Source organism: Achromobacter sp. UMC46, from assembly GCF_014170335.1.
GTDB lineage: Bacteria > Pseudomonadota > Gammaproteobacteria > Burkholderiales > Burkholderiaceae_B > Achromobacter.
Genome location: NZ_LZZS01000033.1, coordinates 36648 through 51185, shown reverse-complemented (window position 1 = coordinate 51185; position 14538 = coordinate 36648). Strand labels below are relative to the sequence as shown.

The following is a 14538-nucleotide window of genomic DNA, read 5'->3' as shown; positions in this document are numbered from 1 at the left end:
GGCTGCCCGCCAGACCAAGAAACAATTTTCGCGCAAGGGTTAAAATTCGGCCTTTCCAGCCTATCAGCCCCCGGGATCTACACCCGTCACGGCGACCATCATGCAAGCAACCTCCCTGAAGCGCGACAACGCGCCCGACGGCGGCAACGCCGCTGCCCCCCTCGCAGACGCCCCCGCAGCAAGCCCCGCGGACACCGGCGCCGGCTCTCCCCGAAAGCTGTACATCCGCACCTTCGGCTGCCAGATGAACGAGTACGACTCGGACAAGATGGCCGACGTCCTGCGCGGCGACCAGGGCCTGGAGCTGACCGACAATCCGGAAGAAGCCGACGTCATCCTGTTCAACACCTGTTCGGTGCGCGAGAAGGCGCAGGAAAAAGTCTTCTCGGACCTGGGCCGGGTGCAGCACCTGAAGAAAGCGAATCCGAATCTGGTCATCGGCGTCGGCGGCTGCGTGGCCAGCCAGGAAGGCGCGGCCATCGTCAAGCGCGCGCCGTACGTGGACGTCGTGTTCGGCCCGCAAACGCTGCACCGCCTGCCGGACCTGATCGCGCGCCGCCGCGCCGAAGGCCGCTCGCAGGTGGACATCAGCTTCCCCGAGATCGAAAAATTCGACAACATGCCGCCGCCGCGCGTCGATGGCGCCACGGCGTTCGTGTCCATCATGGAAGGCTGTAGCAAGTATTGCAGCTTCTGCGTCGTGCCTTACACGCGCGGCGAAGAAGTCTCGCGCCCCTTCGAAGACGTGCTGATCGAAGTGGCCGACCTGGCCGACCAGGGCGTGAAAGAAGTGACGCTGCTGGGCCAGAACGTCAACGCCTACCGCGGCAAAATGGAAGACACGGACGAGATCGCCGACTTCGCCATGCTGCTGGAGTACGTGCACGAGATCCCCGGCATCGAACGCATCCGCTACACGACCTCGCATCCCAAGGAAATGACCCAGCGCATGGTGGACGCCTACGCCCGCCTGCCGAAACTGGTGTCGTTCCTGCACCTGCCCGTGCAAGCCGGCAGCGACCGGGTGCTGGCCGGGATGAAGCGCGGCTACACCACGCTGGAATTCAAGTCGGTCGTCCGCCGCCTGCGCGCCGCCCGCCCCGACCTGACCCTGTCGTCCGACTTCATCGTGGGCTTCCCCGGCGAAACCGAAGAAGATTTCGAAAAGACGATGAAGCTGATCGAGGACGTCGGCTTCGACACCTCGTTCTCGTTCGTCTATTCGCGCCGTCCCGGCACGCCCGCGGCCGACCTGGCCGACGACACCCCGCAGGACGTGAAGCTGCGCCGCCTGCAGCGCCTGCAGGCGCTGATCAATGAACAGGCCGCCACCATCGCCCGCAACATGGTCGGCACGCGCCAGCGCCTGCTGGTCGAAGGCCCCTCGCGCCGCGACCCCAACGAACTGATGGGACGCACCGAGAACAACCGCATCGTGAATTTCGCCGCGCCCGCGCGGCTCATCGGACAAATGGTCGACGTCATCATCACCGAAGCGCACACCAATTCGTTGCGCGCACGGGTGGCCGACGTGGACCGCGTTCCCCAAGAGGCCGAATGACCACTCCCCGTTCCCGCGCCCGTCGCAGCATGCCCGCCGTCGTCAACCTGGACGGCGACAACACCCATCTGGCCAACTTGTGCGGCCCGCTGGATGAGAACCTGCGCCAGCTGGCCGACGGCATGGGCGTCAAGCTCTCGCGCCGCGGCAGCCGCGTCACCATAGAAGGCGAACAGGCCGAACTGGCCGGGCGGGTGCTGCGGCGCTTCCACGAACAGGCGGTGCACCGCGCCCTGTCGGTCGACGACATCCAGCTTGGCCTGGTCGAGATCGGCGTGGGGCGGCAGGAAGAGAAGCTCAAGGAAGAGCCGGCGCGCGAGGCGGATCCGCTGCCCGCCCTGGACGACGAAAGCGATGGCATCGCGTTGCGCACCAAGCGCAGCGACCTGCGTCCGCGCACGCCGCGCCAGCGCGACTACCTGAACAATATCCTCAAGCACGACATCACCTTCGGCGTGGGCCCTGCCGGCACGGGCAAGACCTGGCTGGCGGTCGCCTGCGCCATCGACGCGATGGAGCGCGACACCGTCCAGCGCCTGGTGCTGACCCGCCCCGCCGTCGAGGCCGGCGAGCGCCTGGGCTTCCTGCCCGGCGACCTGGCCCAGAAGGTGGACCCCTACCTGCGCCCGCTGTATGACGCGCTTTATGACTTGATGGGCTTCGAGAAGGTCCAGCGCCTGTTCGAAAAGCAGACGATCGAGATCGCCCCGCTGGCCTATATGCGCGGCCGCACGCTGAACCACGCCTTCGTCATCCTGGATGAAGCGCAGAACACCACGCCGGAACAGATGAAGATGTTCTTGACGCGGATCGGCTTCGGCAGCAAGGCAGTCATCACCGGCGACCCGTCGCAGGTGGACCTGCCGCGCGGCCAGGACAGCGGCCTGGCCCATGCGGTCAAGGTGCTGCACGACGTGCAGGGCATCGCCACCACCCGTTTCACCAGCCGCGATGTCGTGCGCCACCCGCTGGTCGCCCGCATCGTCGACGCCTACGACCGCGCCTCCGAAAATGAAGCCTGAGCTGTCCCTGTCCGTCCAATACGGGGTGGAAGACGCCCGCTTGCCCCGCTGGCGCCTGCGCCGGTGGGCTGAGCGCGCCCTGGCGGCGGCCGCGGAAGACGGCCTGGTGGCGTTTTCCGCCGCCGAACTGAGCCTGCGCCTGGTCGGCACGGCCGAAGGACGGCGCCTGAACCGGGATTTCCGCCAGCGCGACTACGCCACCAACGTGCTGACTTTCGAGTACGGCGTCGACCCGCTGGGCGTGGCGCGCGGCGACATCGTCATGTGCGTGCCCGTGCTGGCCCGCGAGGCCCGGGAACAGCGCAAGGCGTTGCTGGACCATGCCGCCCACCTGACCATCCACGGCGTGCTGCATTCGCTGGGCTACGACCACATCAAGGCCCGGGACGCCAAACGCATGGAAGCGCTGGAAACCGCCACGCTGGCGAAGATGGGCATCGCCGACCCGTATCTGGCGGCCGACTAGGCGCCCGCCGCGTCAGCCCTCCGGGCCTACCCCTGGGAAATCCCTGAAAATGGCGCCAAGCAAGGCGTAGATGACGGCGTTTGGCCCCATTTTCATGGCTCAAGTTACAAACGGACGCCCAGTTTCGGTTATGCTGGCCCCTCCATAACTTGTCCTCCCGGACGATGTCTGACCCTTACCCTGCTCCCGAAGCGACCTCTGCTCGCTCAGCCAAACCCGCCACCAAATCCCTTCTAGACCGCCTGCTTTCCCTTGTGCGCCGAGAGCCCGAGGACCGCGAAGGCATCAAGGCCATTCTGGAAGCCGCGCACGACCGCGACCTGCTGGACGCGGAGTCCTACAAGATGATCAAGGGCGCGCTGGCTGTGTCCGAAGGCACCGTCGGCGACATCATGGTTCCGCGTTCGCGCATGGACCTGCTGGACGTCACGCAGCCCATCCCCTATCTCGTGGCCACCGTGATCGAAACCGCCCATTCGCGCTTTCCGGTCTACGAAGGCGACCGCGACAACATCATCGGCATCCTGCTGGCCAAGGATCTGCTGCGCTGCATGCTGGAACCCGGCATCGAAGTGCGCACGCTGGTCCGCCCGGCCGTGTTCATCCCGGAATCCAAGCGCCTGAACGTGCTGCTGCACGAGTTCCGCGCCAGCCGCAACCACCAGGCCATCGTCATCGATGAGCATGGCGGCATTTCCGGCCTGGTCACCATGGAAGACGTGCTGGAGCAGATCGTCGGCGACATCGAAGACGAATTCGACGAAACCGAAGAAGACTCGATCTTCCCGGAAGGCGAAAACCAGTGGCGCGTCCTGGCCGCGACCGATATCTCGCACTTCAACGAGGTGTTCGGTTGCCGCTTGCCCGACGACGAGTACGACAGCGTCGGCGGCTGGATGGGCGGCCAACTGGGCCGCATCCCGCGCCGCGGCGACATCGCCGAATTCGACGGCCTGCGGATGGAAGTGGCGCGCGGCGACGCCCGCCGCGCCATCTGGCTGCGCGTCAAACGCAACACCCCCGACCAAACTTCCCGCCCCGCCGACGACGCATGAGCCGTACCCCGCGCAGCCGACTCCTGCGCGGCGCCGCCGGCTTGATGCTGGCGGGCGCCGTGCACGCCCTGACCTTCGCGCCCGGCCCCTTGCCGGACTGGGCGCTGGCCATCACACAGATCCTGGCGCTGGCCGTCGTCGCACGCGTCACGCTCACGGCGCCGTCGGCCAAGCAGGCGTGGGCGCGCGGCTGGTTGTTCGCCTTCGTCACCTATGCGGTGGGGCTGTACTGGCTCTTCATCAGCATGCATCACTACGGCGATCTGGCCGCGCCGTTGGCGGTGGCCGGCGTATTGGCGCTGTCGGCGTTCCTGGCGCTGTTCCCCGCCACGGCCAGCGCGTTGGCACGCCGCTTCACGCCGCTTGCCAACGACGCCATGCCCTCGCGCATCCTGTCGTCCACGCTGGCCTGGGGCGCGCTGTGGGCCGGCTTCGAATGGCTGCGGGCCGTGCTGCTGACCGGCTTCCCGTGGTTGAACATCGGGTACGCGCAGGTCGACAGCCCCATTGCCGGCTGGGCGCCGATCGTGGGCGTTCACGGCATGGCGTTTGTCGCCGCGTTCGTCGCGGCCGCGATCGCCAGCCTGTGGCAACCGTCGCGCAAGAAGGCCATGGACTCGCGTCAGGCGCTGGCGGCCGGCATCGCCATCGCGCTGGCGGCCGCGGGCTGGCCCTTGTCGCGCGTAGATTGGTCCACGCCCACCGGCGATCCCCTGAACGTGCGGCTGGTCCAGGGCAACATCGAGCAATCGCAGAAATTCGACCCCGCCCTGCTGGAACAAAGCCTGGTGCGTCACCTGGAACTGACGGCGCTGCCACCCGCCGCCGGCGTGCCCGCGCCGCAACTGGTGATCCTGCCCGAAACGGTGCTGCCGATCTTCCAGGACCAGTTGGATCCGCGCGCGTGGGACGCCTGGCGCGGCGTGGCCGCCCGGGGCGACATGACCATCGCGATGGGCGTGCCGCTGCACGACCGCGTCAATGGCCGTGACCGCTACACCAACAGCGTGATGGGCTTCGACGGCAATACGCCGGTCGAGCAACTGGTCGCCGGCAGCACCGCCATGCGCTACGACAAGCGCCACCTGGTTCCCTGGGGCGAATACGTGCCGCCGGGATTCCACTGGTTCGTCGACATGCTGAACATCCCGCTGGGCGATTTCGACCGCGGCGCGGAACGCCAGACGCCCTTTGCGATACGCGGTCAGCACGTCGCCTTCAACATCTGCTACGAAGACCTGTTCGGCCCGGACCTGTTGCCGGCGCTGCTGCCCGGCCCCAATGGCGAGCCGGGCGCGACCATTCTGGTCAACGTCAGCAACCTTGGATGGTTCGGCGATTCATGGGCCTTGCGCCAGCACTTGCAGATCGGCCGGTTGCGCACCATGGAGACCGCGCGCCCGATGCTGACGTCCACCAACACCGGCATCACCGCCGCGATCGACGCCAAGGGGCATGTCGCCGCCCAGTTGGCACCGTTGCAAGCGGGCGTGCTGCCGGTTTCCGTGCAGGGCATGACGGGCCTGACGCCCTACGCGCGCTTCGGCGACAAGATCGCACTGGCGCTGGTCGGCCTGGCGTTGATCGCCGCGTTCGGCAGCAGCCGCAAGACGCGCCGCGGCTGACCCCGCCTCAGGCGAACAAGTTGGCGGGCAGCCTGGCGCTGTCCTCCGGCGGGCGCACCGGCCCGGCGCCCGCGCCCGTCAATTCGATCGCCTCCGCGACGGCATCCAGGTCGTCGCTATCCAATTCCAGTTCCGCCGCGCCCAGCAGCCCGTTCACCTGGGCGGCGCTGCGCGCGCCGACGATGGCGCCGGTCACTCCCGGCCATGCCAGCGCCCACGCAGCGGCAACCGCCGCCACTGTTGTGCCGTGGCGTTCGGCAATGGGTTTGAACGCGTCGGCCAACGCCAGATTCCGCGCCAGATTGGGCGGCATGAATTCCGCATGGCGCGCGCGCCAGTCGTCCGCAGGCAAGGCGCGTGCGCGCTCGACGGAAAAGCCGCCGGTCAACAGGCCCGACTGCATCGGGCTGTAGACGATTACGCCGATGTCGTGCGCGGCGCACCACGGGATCAGGTCCGCGCCCGCCGCGCGCTGGACCGCCGAAAATGGCGGCTGCAATGAATCCACCTGGCCCACCGCTTGCGCGTCCTGCAACTGCGCCAGATTGTGGTTCGACAAGCCGATGGCGCCGACCTTGCCCGCCTGCTTCAAGTCCAGCAGTTCCTGCCAGTAGGTCTCGATCGGCGTGTCGTCGCCCGCCGGCCAGTGCATCTGGTAGAGATCGATGCGTTCGACCCCCAAGCGCCGCAGCGAATCGTCGATTTCACGGCGGATGCTGGCGGGCGCCCCCGTGCGCCGAGGCGTCGCCATCGGATTGTCGGCCGACCACGTCAAGCCGCACTTCGTGAAGACATAAGGCCTGTCGCCGGGCGCCATCTGCGCCAGCGCGCGGCGCACGATCTCTTCGGAGTGGCCCAACCCGTACACCGCCGCGGTGTCGATCCAGTTGATGCCCCGGTCCACCGCCAGGCGGATGGCGGCGATGGAATCGGCGTCGTCTTGAGGCCCCCAGCCCACGGCCCAGCCATTGCCGCCGATGGCCCAGGCGCCCAGGCCGATACGCGTAATGGCCATTCCGGTACGCCCCAACGGCCGGGTAGGAAACGAAGTCTGTGTGCTCATGCCTGGATGCCCGTGTGGATGCGACCGCATTTTTTTCACGCGAAAGTCACATGATGGATAAAAAATTCCACCCCCACCATAGCATCCGCACAAGTCTTTGATTTTCTTGGAATCTGCATCAATCACGGCAAACTGGCATCTGGCCGATTCGCGCACAAAATGCGCAGAAAAGCCCATCCACCCCCATTTTTTTTGCCTGTTTTACCGTTTTTGGCGCAAAGCGACTTGCACACCCGATTTTGTTCGTGCATAATCTCGTTTCTTCGCCAACGGCACTAAACAAAACCGGCAACGAACTACGAAAAACGCACTATAAAACGTGTGTTCCAGTCGTAAAACGTGGCAGGAATTGATTAGAAGAACGGGGGTATAGCTCAGCTGGGAGAGCGCTTGCATGGCATGCAAGAGGTCAGCGGTTCGATCCCGCTTACCTCCACCAGTCAACAGCGAAGAACGTAGTTTGCAAGTCCAAGTCCCCTTCGTCTAGAGGCCTAGGACATCACCCTTTCACGGTGAGTACAGGGGTTCGAATCCCCTAGGGGACGCCAGTTTTTCTGGCACGCAGTTTGTAGTAGCAGTAGATATGTGCAGTTGAAGTGACAAAGTAGTTGAGTAAGCCGCTGCGGAGCGGTAGTTCAGTTGGTTAGAATACCGGCCTGTCACGCCGGGGGTCGCGGGTTCGAGCCCCGTCCGCTCCGCCAAAAGCTCTCTCGCTCTGGGTCTTTCAAGAGCTCCGTCTTCGGGGCTTTTTGCTTTTATAGAGTGTGAGACCTTGTTGTCTGTAGTGTGAGACATCAGGGCGCCCTGTGGGGGTATAGCTCAGCTGGGAGAGCGCTTGCATGGCATGCAAGAGGTCAGCGGTTCGATCCCGCTTACCTCCACCAGTATTCAGTACCGTAGTAAAGTTGTTTTGCAGTTCTGTTCAGTTCAGGTCCCCTTCGTCTAGAGGCCTAGGACATCACCCTTTCACGGTGAGTACAGGGGTTCGAATCCCCTAGGGGACGCCAGCTTTTCTGGCATGTAGTACCAAGCTGCCTTGACACCGCAGTGTAGTGATGAAGTCTAAGTAGACCGCTGCGGAGCGGTAGTTCAGTTGGTTAGAATACCGGCCTGTCACGCCGGGGGTCGCGGGTTCGAGCCCCGTCCGCTCCGCCAAGCACTTTGTGCTTGATCGCATGGCAGCACATCGCTGAAGCTCCGGATTCCGGAGCTTTTTTGCTTTTCTGCGTCCGCCGCGCCTTCTTCTCTCCCTCTACCCTCCCCCCGTCTCGAAGACTCGTCCGTTTTGCTCTCTGGACAGCGCCGCCACGTGCCTGCATCCTGTGTGCTCATGCATGCGAACCAAAGAGGCTTACGTGACCGCAAACGCCGCCGCACCCCAAGCGCATCGCCAGCACCTGCAGAACATCATCGCGGGCTTGAATGAAGGCATCATCGTGCTGGAACCGGACGGCGCCATCGCCTGGGCCAACGACAGCGCACTTGCATTGCACGGCGTCGATACGCTTGAAGGACTGGGCGGCACCCCCGCCGGCTACCGCAAGCGCTATGCGCTGACCTACCGCAACCATCACCGCGTGCCCGCCCGCCAGTTTCCGCTGGACCGCCTGGCCGCCGACGAGCCGTTCGACGACCTGCTGCTGGATCTGACCCGCAAAGACGACGAGGAATTCCTGCGCCATATCAGCGCCCGCGGACTGAACCTGGGCAGCGATCACGGCGTGGATTACCGCGTCTTGATCCTGCACGACCAGACCGGACAATTGAATGCCGAACAGCGCTTCGAACGAACCTTCGGCGCGAATCCCGCGCCCGCGCTGATCTGCCGGCTGTCTGATCTGCGCTACGTGAAAGTGAATCAGGGTTTTCTGGAAATGACCGGCTACACGCGCGAGGCGGTGCTGGGCAAATCGGCCTATGAACTGGATGTGCTGGACGGCTGCGAAGACAAAGAGGCTGCCGTCGCCAAATTGAATGAAGGCCAGACGATCCCGCAGCGCGAAGGCATGGTCAAGTGCGCGGACGGCGACACGAAGTTCGTGATCGTCGCGGGCCAGCCGATCGACATGCAGGACGAACCCTGCATGCTGTTCACTTTCATCGACCTTGAAGCCCGCAAGCGCACGGAACTTGCGCTGCGCGAAAGCGAAGAGCGCTTCTCCAAGGCATTCCGCCTGGCGCCCGTGCCGATGGCCGTCTGCGAAGGCGACACGCTGCTGGTGCTGGACATCAACGAGGCGTTCGCGGCGGCCACCGGCGCAGAGCCCGAGGCCAGCGCGGGCAAGGCGCTGACCGACCTGGGCCTGCAACCCTACGAGGGAATGGCGGCCAGCCTGAAGCGCGGAGAAAGCGCGCGCAACCGCGAAGCCACCCTGAGCACGGAAGACGGCGGCAGGCTGGACTGCCTGGTTTCCGCCGAACCCGTGATGATCGGCGGCCAGCATCGCCTGCTGATCGTCATGCAGGACATCACCGAGCGAAAACGCTCCGAGACCGAATTGCTGGCCGCGATCGAAGCGGTGATGCAGGACACGTCGTGGTTCAGCCGGGGCATCATCGAAAAGCTGGCCCAATTGCGCGAACCTGCTCCCGCCACCCGCGACGTGGCCGAACTGGCGCAACTGACCACCCGTGAACGCGAAGTGCTGGGATTGCTGTGCCAGGGCCATGACGACGACGGCATCGCCAAGAGCTTGAAGCTGTCGCGCAACACCGTGCGCAACCACGTGGCCACGATCTACAGCAAGATCGGCGTGCACCGGCGCAGCGCGGCGATCGTCTGGGCGCGCGACCGCGGCATCACCGGCCACGAATCCACCCGCGTGCGGACTAAACCGGGCAAGGAATAGCCCAGCGGTCGAAATTTACAATTAGAAGCAAAATATCCGAGGGTGCGGCGTCAGCGAAGATGACGCCGCGTTAATCCCCGCCAGCCCGCAAAATCCGGCATTTTCATATAAACCCACTCCAATCACCCTGCATTTTCGGCTCCCTGCCCTGCATTGCGCAAACCCTGCGCAGGTTCTTACGATCCGCCGATCCCGTCCTTGCTTTCCGGCAAGCGGCGCGATTTCCGCAAGACCGACAGGAGCCCGTCCATGCAGACCGCCTACATCCCCGTTCCGACGACGTCCAAGCATTTGCCCGCGCCCGCCTGGAGCGCCGCCGATGTCATGGCGCTTTACGAGCTGCCCTTCATGGACCTGGTGCATCGTGCCCAGCAAGTCCACCGCGCCCACTTCGATCCGAACACCATCCAGCTGTCCAGCCTGCTGTCGATCAAGACCGGCGGCTGTCCCGAGGACTGCGCCTATTGCCCGCAGTCCTCGCACTACGACACCGGGCTGGACGCCGACAAGTTGATGCCGCTTGCCGACGTGGTCGCCGCCGCCCGGGCCGCCCAGGCAGGCGGCGCGCAGCGCTTCTGCATGGGCGCCGCGTGGCGCAGCCCGAAGCCGCATCACCTGGACGCCGTGGCCGAGATGGTGGCCGCCGTCAAGGCGCTGGGCCTGGAGACCTGCGTCACGCTGGGCATGCTGCGAGACGGCCAGGCCGAACAGCTGAAAGACGCCGGCCTGGACTACTACAACCACAATCTGGACACGTCGCCCGAGTTCTACGGCAAGATCATTTCCACCCGGACCTACCAGGACCGCCTGGACACGCTGGACCGCGTGCGCGACGCCGGCATCAACGTGTGCTGCGGCGGCATCGTCGGCCTGGGCGAATCACGGCGCGAGCGCGCCGGCCTGATTGCGCAACTGGCCAGCATGGAGCCCTACCCCGAGTCGGTGCCGATCAACAACCTGGTGCAGGTCGAAGGCACGCCGCTTGCCAACGTCGACGCCCTGGATCCGTTCGAGTTCGTACGCACCATCGCAGTGGCGCGCATCACCATGCCGAGCGCCGCCGTGCGCCTGTCGGCCGGCCGCGAAACCATGGACGACGCCTTGCAGGCGCTGTGCTTCATGGCGGGCGCCAACTCCATGTTCTACGGCGACGCGCTGCTGACCACCGCCAATCCGCAGATGGAAGCCGACCAGCGCCTGTTGCAGCGCCTGGGCATGCGGGTCGACGCGTCGCAGCATCACCACCAGCACGCCGAAGGCGCGACGTGCCGCTGACGCCTGGCGTCCTGTATCTGCTGGCCAGCGTCGGGGGCAGCGTCACCGTCGCGGTGCTGTTGAAGCTGGCCCGGCGGTACGCCGTGGACGTGCGCCAGGCCATCGCCGTGAATTACGCGGTGGCCGCCCTGCTTTGCTGGGCCGTGCTGCGCCCGGACCCGTCCACGCTGGTGACGCCGCAAACGCCATGGGCCGTCCTGGCGGCGCTGGGCGTGCTGTTGCCCAGCGTCTTCCTGGCGATGGCCGCCGCCGTGCGCCACGCCGGCATCGTGCGCAGCGACGCCGCGCAGCGCCTGTCCTTGTTCATCCCTTTGCTGGCCGCCTTCCTGCTGTTCGGAGAACCCGTCAGCGGCCGCAAGCTGGCGGCGATCCTGCTGGCCGCCAGCGCGCTGGCCTGCCTGTTACGCCGCCCTGCCGCGGCCGCGCAGTCGCCCGCGGACAACCGGGCCGTCTGGCTCTGGCCGCTTGCGGTCTGGGCAGGCTACGGCGTCATCGACATCCTGTTCAAGCAAGTGGCGCGCGCCGGCACCGCCTTCGCGGGCGGGCTGTTGCTGGCCTTCATGCTGGCGGGCGTGTTGATGCTGGGGGTGCTGCTATGCCTGCGCGTGCGGTGGGAGCGCCGCCATCTGGCGGCGGGCGTGGCGCTGGGCGTGGCCAACTTCGGCAACATCCTGACCTACATCCGCGCCCACCAGTCGCTGCCCGACCACCCGGCCCTGGTGTTCGCCTCGATGAACATGGGCGTGATCACGCTGGGCACGCTGGTCGGCGCGCTGGCTTTCCGTGAACCGTTGACGCGATTGAACCTGCTGGGCATCTCCCTGGCGCTGGCCGCCATCGTGCTGATGGCGCCCTGGTAGGCACGCAGGGTTCAGGTGCCGGTGCGGCGCTCGCGCTTGTCGGCGTCCTCGGCCTGCGGCGAGGCGTCGACGGCCACGGAGTCGACCGCCGCAGCGCCGGCTGCCGCAGCGTCGGCTGCCGCAGCATCGGCTGCCGCAGCATCAACTGCGGAAGGTTCCACTGCCGCGGGTGTGGGCGCCGCCGACGGGTCGGGGTGCACCATTTCCATCGCGATATCATTTTCCGGGTCCACGCGCGGATCCAGCACCGCCGCCGCGGGCGAGCTTTGCAGGGTGTCTGGCATGGGCACGAAGTGCGTCGGCGCCTCGTCCACCTGATGCGCGCCGGTGACGCGCGTGGGGCGTACTTGCCAGACCAGGATCAGGGCGCAGGCCGAAATGAAGACGTAGTACATGCTGGGCCCGGCCAGCGACATCAGCAGGCCGGCCACCATGGGGCCGATACAGGCGCCCACGCCATAAGTCATGAGCAGCACGGCGGACAGGCTGACGCGGCGCTCAGATTCCACGTGGTCGTTGGCGAATGCCGCGCCCAGCGGATACAGCGTGAACTGCAGCACGCCGAAGACGCACGACAAGGCCACCATCGCCCAGTACGGCAACACCAGCCAGCCCCACATCACCGTGGGCAGCAAAACCAGCAGCAAGGCATTGAATCGGATCAGGCCGGCGCGGTTGATGCGGTCGGACAGCCACCCCATCGGCCATTGCGACAACAGGCCGGCCGTGACGGCGGCGGCCACGAAGATCGCCGCCTGGGAGGTGGACAGGCCATGCTTGGCGCCGTAGACGGCCGCCAGGCCATAGAACGCGCCAGACAGGTTCCCCGCCACGAACAGGACCGTCATCGACAGCGGCACGCGGCGCATAAAGAAGCGGATGTCCAGCGGCGCCGGCAAGGGCGTGGGCGGGTGCGAACGCGCCGTGACGGCGATGGGTACCAGGCACAGCACCAGGCACATGGCCACCAGGGTCAACGGGCGCAGGTCCAGCGTGGCGTAGGCGGTCAGCGCCAATTGCCCCAGTACCGTGCCCAGCCCGGACACCACCATGTAGACCGAGAACACCCGGCCGCGCTGGTGGTTTTCAGTCTGCTCGTTCAGCCAGCTTTCGATGACCATGAATTCGGTCACCATCACCACGCCGGAAATGAGGCGGAACACCAGCCACAGCGGCATGGAATCGACCAGCGTCTGCGCCAGGATCATGCTGGTGGCGATGGCCGCACAGGCGACGAACGCCCGGATATGGCCCACGCGGATGATGAGCCTGTGCCCTAGCCGCGCCCCGCACACCAGCCCCAGGTAGTAGCCGGCGATCAACACGCCGATCCACACCTCGCTGACCGACTGCGCGGTCAGGCGCAGGCCCATGTAGGTGTTGAACAGACCCGTGCCGATAAGCATCAGCAAGGTCGCAAAATACAGCGACGAGAAAGAGGAGATGGTGGCGAGCATGGCGTTGGCAACCGCTGCTGGCATTAGCACGGCGGGCGGCAAAGGCAGCCCGCCGCGTTGAGCGGTAAAACAGGAACTTGCGTTAGATCAGGCTTGCGACAACATCGTGGCGGCGTCGCTGACTTCGAACTTTCCAGCGGCTTCCACGTTCAGTTGCTTGACCACGCCGTCGACGATCAGGGCCGAGTAGCGTTGCGAACGCACGCCCATGCCGCGCGCGACGAGGTCCAGTTCCAAGCCCAGTTCCTTGGTCCACAGCGCCGATCCGTCGGCCAGCATGCGGACTTTGCCGTCGGTTTTCTGCTCGCGGCCCCAGGCGCCCATGACGAAGGCGTCGTTGACGGACACGCACCAGATCTCATCCACGCCCTTGGCCTTCAGCGCAGCGGCTTGCTCGACATAGCCCGGCAGATGCTTGGCCGAGCAGGTGGGCGTGAAGGCGCCCGGCACGGCGAACAGCGCAATGGTCTTGCCGCGGGTCAGGTCGGCGACCTGGAACGCGTTGGGGCCCAGCGAGCAGCCGGCGGTTTCGGTTTCGATGAATTCGGTCAGGGTGCCATCCGGCACGCGGTCGCCGACTTTGATCGTCATGTAAATCTCCAGGATGTAGGGGTGTTGCATTGAAGCAGGAGCGCCTCACAACCTCCATCATAGTTCCTGCGCGGCCGGCCTGCTGCCGATACGACCTCGGGAAAAAAAGTCGCACAGTCTGAAACGACTCCACACCCCCGCCTCACGGCCTGGAAACGGCTGCTTGCCATAATGCCGTAGTGACCCACGCCCGCCACGCCCGTATCGACCGGCCCGCGGGCACCTAGCGGAGACTCACCGATGCGCAAGATCTTGACTGCCCTGGCCTGGATCCTGGCCACCGCCGCCGCCCCGGCCTGGGCCGCCCCCGACGCGGCCGAACAAGCCCAATACGACTCCTTCGTGGTCGCCGCCGGCGCCTCCAACGGCGCCGCCCGCGCCTGCGGCGCCTCCGAACCCGACCTGGCCCAGCACCAGGCCACCGCCAGGAAGAACCTGATGCAGTACGCCCAGGAATACGGGTTTGCATCGGACGGCTACGAAACGCTCTTCCAGAAGGGCCTGGGGGAAGGCAAGACCATGATGGAAGACATGAAGCGGTCCGGCGTGGACGGATGCCGCGGCGTGCTCGGGGGCTTTCAGAACGAACGCGCGATCAGTTATGAGGATATGAAGAATGCGCTGGCTGAGGTGAGCGACGGATTGCCGGGAGAGAAGGCGCAGTAGTTTTCTGGTCGCTGACGATGGTGGTTCTTAAGACGCCCCAGCCGTCAA

12 protein-coding genes and 6 tRNA genes are annotated in these 14538 nt (G+C 65.7%); 15 read left to right on the top strand and 3 right to left on the bottom strand.

Features of this window, described 5'->3' with window-relative positions; genetic code table 11:
* Positions 1-100 precede the first annotated feature (100 nt).
* From miaB to lnt, 5 genes are all read left to right on the top strand, one after another.
* Complete coding sequence (gene miaB / locus A9973_RS22070) at positions 101-1561, top strand: tRNA (N6-isopentenyl adenosine(37)-C2)-methylthiotransferase MiaB (protein ID WP_183015813.1); 1461 nt, start codon at positions 101-103, stop codon at positions 1559-1561.
* On the top strand, positions 1558-2583 hold the full coding sequence (locus A9973_RS22065) for a PhoH family protein (protein ID WP_183015812.1): 1026 nt from the start codon (positions 1558-1560) through the stop codon (positions 2581-2583). The genes miaB and A9973_RS22065 overlap by 4 nt, the downstream gene beginning before the upstream one ends.
* On the top strand, positions 2573-3049 hold the full coding sequence (ybeY, locus tag A9973_RS22060; RefSeq protein ID WP_183015811.1) for an rRNA maturation RNase YbeY: 477 nt from the start codon (positions 2573-2575) through the stop codon (positions 3047-3049). The genes A9973_RS22065 and ybeY overlap by 11 nt, the downstream gene beginning before the upstream one ends.
* Before the next feature lie 164 nt (positions 3050-3213).
* On the top strand, positions 3214-4104 hold the full coding sequence (locus A9973_RS22055) for an HlyC/CorC family transporter (protein ID WP_183015810.1): 891 nt from the start codon (positions 3214-3216) through the stop codon (positions 4102-4104).
* On the top strand, positions 4101-5729 hold the full coding sequence (gene lnt, locus A9973_RS22050) for an apolipoprotein N-acyltransferase (protein ID WP_183015809.1): 1629 nt from the start codon (positions 4101-4103) through the stop codon (positions 5727-5729). Before A9973_RS22055 ends, lnt begins: the two co-directional genes overlap by 4 nt.
* 7 nt (positions 5730-5736) lie before the next feature.
* Here the strand turns inward: lnt and A9973_RS22045 are convergent, their stop codons facing one another.
* Positions 5737-6744 (bottom strand): aldo/keto reductase, encoded by a 1008-nt coding sequence (locus A9973_RS22045; RefSeq protein ID WP_255469263.1) that lies wholly within the window; start codon positions 6742-6744, stop codon positions 5737-5739.
* Between the two features lie 411 nt (positions 6745-7155).
* Here A9973_RS22045 and A9973_RS22040 point away from each other — a divergent pair.
* The 9 genes from A9973_RS22040 (at position 7156) to A9973_RS22000 (ending at position 11776) form a co-directional block, all read left to right on the top strand.
* Positions 7156-7231, top strand: a tRNA-Ala gene (locus A9973_RS22040).
* Between the two features lie 33 nt (positions 7232-7264).
* Positions 7265-7340, top strand: a tRNA-Glu gene (locus A9973_RS22035).
* Positions 7341-7416: 76 nt separating this feature from the next.
* Positions 7417-7493, top strand: a tRNA-Asp gene (locus A9973_RS22030).
* A gap of 107 nt (positions 7494-7600) precedes the next feature.
* Positions 7601-7676 (top strand) — tRNA-Ala (locus A9973_RS22025).
* Positions 7677-7723: 47 nt separating this feature from the next.
* Positions 7724-7799: transfer RNA gene (locus tag A9973_RS22020), tRNA-Glu, on the top strand.
* A 71-nt stretch (positions 7800-7870) separates the two neighbouring features.
* Positions 7871-7947 (top strand) — tRNA-Asp (locus tag A9973_RS22015).
* Positions 7948-8126: 179 nt separating this feature from the next.
* Complete coding sequence (locus A9973_RS22010) at positions 8127-9641, top strand: helix-turn-helix transcriptional regulator (RefSeq protein ID WP_183015807.1); 1515 nt, start codon at positions 8127-8129, stop codon at positions 9639-9641.
* 249 nt (positions 9642-9890) lie between these two features.
* Positions 9891-10916, top strand: coding sequence for a biotin synthase BioB (gene bioB / locus A9973_RS22005; RefSeq protein ID WP_183015806.1), 1026 nt, complete (start codon positions 9891-9893; stop codon positions 10914-10916).
* On the top strand, positions 10913-11776 hold the full coding sequence (locus A9973_RS22000; protein WP_183016009.1) for a DMT family transporter: 864 nt from the start codon (positions 10913-10915) through the stop codon (positions 11774-11776). The genes bioB and A9973_RS22000 overlap by 4 nt, the downstream gene beginning before the upstream one ends.
* 11 nt (positions 11777-11787) lie before the next feature.
* Here A9973_RS22000 and A9973_RS21995 read toward each other — a convergent pair whose 3' ends face one another.
* The gene (locus tag A9973_RS21995; protein ID WP_183015805.1) at positions 11788-13233 is read right to left on the bottom strand and encodes an MFS transporter; all 1446 of its coding nucleotides are present in this window, start codon (positions 13231-13233) and stop codon (positions 11788-11790) included.
* A gap of 87 nt (positions 13234-13320) precedes the next feature.
* Positions 13321-13824, bottom strand: a complete 504-nt coding sequence (locus A9973_RS21990) for a peroxiredoxin (RefSeq protein WP_183015804.1) — start codon at positions 13822-13824, stop codon at positions 13321-13323.
* Positions 13825-14064: 240 nt separating this feature from the next.
* Between A9973_RS21990 and A9973_RS21985 the strand changes: the two genes are divergently transcribed.
* Positions 14065-14490 (top strand): hypothetical protein, encoded by a 426-nt coding sequence (locus A9973_RS21985; protein WP_183015803.1) that lies wholly within the window; start codon positions 14065-14067, stop codon positions 14488-14490.
* Positions 14491-14538 lie beyond the last annotated feature (48 nt).

Coding starts and splice junctions, on each gene's coding strand:
- miaB (WP_183015813.1), top strand. CDS start 101: ATGCAAGCAACCTCCCTGAAGCGCGACAACGCGCCCGACGGCGGCAAC.
- A9973_RS22065 (WP_183015812.1), top strand. CDS start 1,558: ATGACCACTCCCCGTTCCCGCGCCCGTCGCAGCATGCCCGCCGTCGTC.
- ybeY (WP_183015811.1), top strand. CDS start 2,573: ATGAAGCCTGAGCTGTCCCTGTCCGTCCAATACGGGGTGGAAGACGCC.
- A9973_RS22055 (WP_183015810.1), top strand. CDS start 3,214: ATGTCTGACCCTTACCCTGCTCCCGAAGCGACCTCTGCTCGCTCAGCC.
- lnt (WP_183015809.1), top strand. CDS start 4,101: ATGAGCCGTACCCCGCGCAGCCGACTCCTGCGCGGCGCCGCCGGCTTG.
- A9973_RS22045 (WP_255469263.1), bottom strand. CDS start 6,744: ATGGCCATTACGCGTATCGGCCTGGGCGCCTGGGCCATCGGCGGCAAT.
- A9973_RS22010 (WP_183015807.1), top strand. CDS start 8,127: ATGCGAACCAAAGAGGCTTACGTGACCGCAAACGCCGCCGCACCCCAA.
- bioB (WP_183015806.1), top strand. CDS start 9,891: ATGCAGACCGCCTACATCCCCGTTCCGACGACGTCCAAGCATTTGCCC.
- A9973_RS21995 (WP_183015805.1), bottom strand. CDS start 13,233: ATGCTCGCCACCATCTCCTCTTTCTCGTCGCTGTATTTTGCGACCTTG.
- A9973_RS21990 (WP_183015804.1), bottom strand. CDS start 13,824: ATGACGATCAAAGTCGGCGACCGCGTGCCGGATGGCACCCTGACCGAA.
- A9973_RS21985 (WP_183015803.1), top strand. CDS start 14,065: ATGCGCAAGATCTTGACTGCCCTGGCCTGGATCCTGGCCACCGCCGCC.